General features: G+C 69.2%; 4 protein-coding genes. 1 reads left to right on the forward strand and 3 read right to left on the reverse strand.

Annotated features, from left to right (window positions below):
* A partial coding sequence (locus tag WA317_RS20515; protein WP_425174772.1) for an alkaline phosphatase family protein occupies window positions 1-513 on the forward strand: 513 nt, incomplete at its 5' end.
* Between the two features lie 8 nt (window positions 514-521).
* On the opposite strand, the gene WA317_RS20520 is transcribed toward WA317_RS20515, so the two are convergent.
* The 3 genes from WA317_RS20520 to WA317_RS20530 form a co-directional block, all read right to left on the reverse strand.
* Window positions 522-1244: a gamma-glutamyl-gamma-aminobutyrate hydrolase family protein gene (locus WA317_RS20520; protein WP_425174774.1), complete on the reverse strand. Its 723-nt coding sequence runs from the start codon at window positions 1242-1244 to the stop codon at window positions 522-524.
* 42 nt (window positions 1245-1286) lie between these two features.
* On the reverse strand, window positions 1287-1838 hold the full coding sequence (locus WA317_RS20525) for an alpha/beta fold hydrolase (RefSeq protein ID WP_425174775.1): 552 nt from the start codon (window positions 1836-1838) through the stop codon (window positions 1287-1289).
* Window positions 1839-2001: 163 nt separating this feature from the next.
* On the reverse strand, window positions 2002-2955 hold a 954-nt coding region (locus WA317_RS20530; RefSeq protein WP_425174773.1), incomplete at its 5' end, for a cobyric acid synthase.

Genomic DNA, 2955 nt, shown 5'->3' on the forward strand with positions numbered 1-2955 from the left:
GCGCATGTGTTCGGGATCGGCTCACCGGAATGGCATGCGGCGGCGGCTGCTGTTGACGTATTGCTGACGCGGCTGGTCGAGACGCTGCCGCCGGATGCGGCGCTGCTGGTCACCGCCGACCACGGCGGGGTGAATGCCCCGCCGGAGGGCCGCGTCGACCTGGACGCCGACCCTCGGTTGCTCGCCGGTGTCCGAGTGGTCGCCGGTGATCCCCGGGTGCGCTACCTGCACACCGAACCCGGCGCGACAGCCGAGGTGCTGGCAGCCTGGCGATCGGTGCTCGACGGACGAGCCGAGGTCTACAGCCGCGACGAAGCAGTCGCGACCGGGTTCTTCGGTGACGTACGGCCGGAGCACCTGGCGCGCATCGGTGACGTGGTCGTTGTCTGTACCGGCGACACGGCGGTGCTCGCGAGCGGCCACGAGCCACCGGAGGTGGGCCACCTCATCGGCATGCACGGCGCGGCGACACCCGCTGAGACGGCGATCCCGCTGATCGCCTTCCGTGGGTGAGCCGGGTGTCACGCCGGGGCGCCGCGCTCCCCGGCGTGCGACCGGGCGGCGTCGACGATGGCGGTGAACAGCCGTAGGTCGTCGAGGGATTCTTCGGGATGCCACTGCACGGCGAGCGTGAAATCGTCACCGGGCAGTTCGACCGCCTCGATTACGCCGTCGCTGTCCCAGGCGCTGACGATCAAGCCCTCGCCGAGTTCGTCGATGGCCTGATGGTGGTAGCACTTGGCCTCCACCGATCCGCCGACCAGCGCCGCCAGCCGGGTGCCGGGCACCGTTCGCACCGGCAAGGTGCTGAACACCGCGTTGCCCACCTGGTGCCTGGTCTGCCCGATGACGTCGGGCAGATGTTGGTGCAGGGTTCCGCCGAGTGCGACGTTGAGGACCTGGGCGCCGCGGCAGATGCCGAGCACCGGCAGTTTCCGGTTCAGCGCCGCGCCGAGCAGTGCGAACTCCCACTCGTCGCGGTCAGGTCCGGGTTGGTCGGTGGACGGGTGCGGCTGTTGCCCGTACCGCGTGGGGTCGATGTCTTTGCCGCCGGTGATCACCAGACCGTCCAGCCCGTCAAGCACGAGGTTCGCGATGTCGGCGTCCACCGGTTGGGGCGGCAGCAGCACCGCGACGCCGCCGGCGAGTGTGACGCCCTCGAAATAGACAGCCGGCAGGAAACTGGCGGGAACGTCCCAGATTCCGGTCTGCGCCTGGTCGAGATAGGTGGTCATGCCGACCACCGGTCTGACTTGCCTAGCGCCGTCGAACCCCACGCATCGTTGTTACCAGGTGCTGGTGCGAAGCACGATTTCTGCGGCCAGTTGTGCGGTCGACTCGTGCATGTTACGGCGTCCGAGCAGGTCGGCCACGCGGTAATCGGCGTAGACGAACCGCTGGCTGGCGTCGGCGATCTCCCGCGCGGCCGGGGAGCCGACCAGCGCGGTGGTGTTGATCTCCACCGGTGGGCAATGCTCGTCGCGCACGACGCCGGCAGCATCGGCGACCCGCGGATGGCCGCGGTCGATGGCGACCAGACCGGTGAAGCGGTCCAGCCTGGTCGCCGCCAGCTCCCAGGCCACTTCCCCGCCGGTGCGATCGCCGACCAGCACCCCCCACTGGATGTCCAGCGCGTCGAGGATGCCGACCACCGACTTCGGTGTCAGCCGCGGATCGGGGCCGACGACCAATGTCCGCAGCGACGCGGTGTGCAGACGCTCGCAGACCGCGTCATACGCCGCGAGGACCCGCTGCGCGGCACTCAGCAGCACCACGACGGAGCCGTTTTCCGGGCCGGTGATGCTAACCGGGATGGGGAACCCGTCGACGGTGGTCATCATCGTCGAAGGCACTTCCGCAAGCTATGTCATCGGTTGTCCCTGCGGACCGTTTCGATGAAGTCTCTTTTGAAAACTTAAGTTTTCAGCGCGCTGCGCCGAGAGCTCTACGCAACATGGATGTAACTCGCGCACTGGGGTTTTCGATGCGCCCCGTCAACTGTCAGTTGCTCAGCGCGGAGACGATGGTGGGGCGCTGCGGGGGTCTTTGATCCAGCAACTCGGCGACGGCAGCGATATCCAGGTGGGCGGTCAACAGATCGGCCATCAGATCCAGTTGCGCGTCCCGGCGGGCCGCGACGTTGACGTCGTCGGCGACGAGGAAGCCGTTCCGCCGCGCCGCGGTCGCCGCACCGGCCAACCACTTTCGCCGGAACGCGTCGTTGTCGAACACCCCGTGCCAGTGGGTGCCGAACACCCCGGCGCGTCGGTAGCCCTGCGGGGACCCGTCGGCGTCGAACCAACCCGACTCGGAGCAGCGGGCCACCCGGCCGTGGTGGATCTCGTAGCCAGCGAGCGGAGTCTGCCAGCGGCGCAACACCTTTTCCGGTTCGAACACGATGTCCGCGTCGAGCAGGGCGAGGCCCTCGACACGTCCAGACCGGGTCTCGACCGGATCGTCGATGCTCCGGCACAGCATCTGGAAGCCCCCGCAGATTCCCAGCACCGCGCGGCCGGCGTCCGCGTGCGCGATCACGGCCTGGGCGAGCCCCTGGTCCCGTAGCCAGCACAGGTCGGCCACCGTGGCTTTGCTGCCCGGCAGCACGATGACGTCGACATCAGCCAGGTCGGCCGGGTCAGCGACCCAGCGCACCAGCACGCCCGGCTCGCACGCCAGCGCCTCGACGTCGGTGGAGTTGGAGATCCGCGGCAGCCGCACGGCGGCCACCCGTAGCCACTGGCGGCCACGCGGGCGCTGCGGTGCACCCAGCACCCGGTTGGTCACCACCGAGACGGAGTCCTCGGCGTCGAGCCACAACTCCTCGGCGTAGGGCAGCACCCCGTAGGTCGGGCGGCCGGTCAGGTCCGCCAGCTGCTGGAGCCCGGGCGTCAACAGCTGCGGGTCGCCGCGGAATTTGTTGACGATGAACCCGGCGATGAGCGCCTGATCGGCGGG

The sequence above is a fragment of the Mycobacterium sp. genome (assembly GCF_049802695.1).
Taxonomy (GTDB): domain Bacteria; phylum Actinomycetota; class Actinomycetes; order Mycobacteriales; family Mycobacteriaceae; genus Mycobacterium.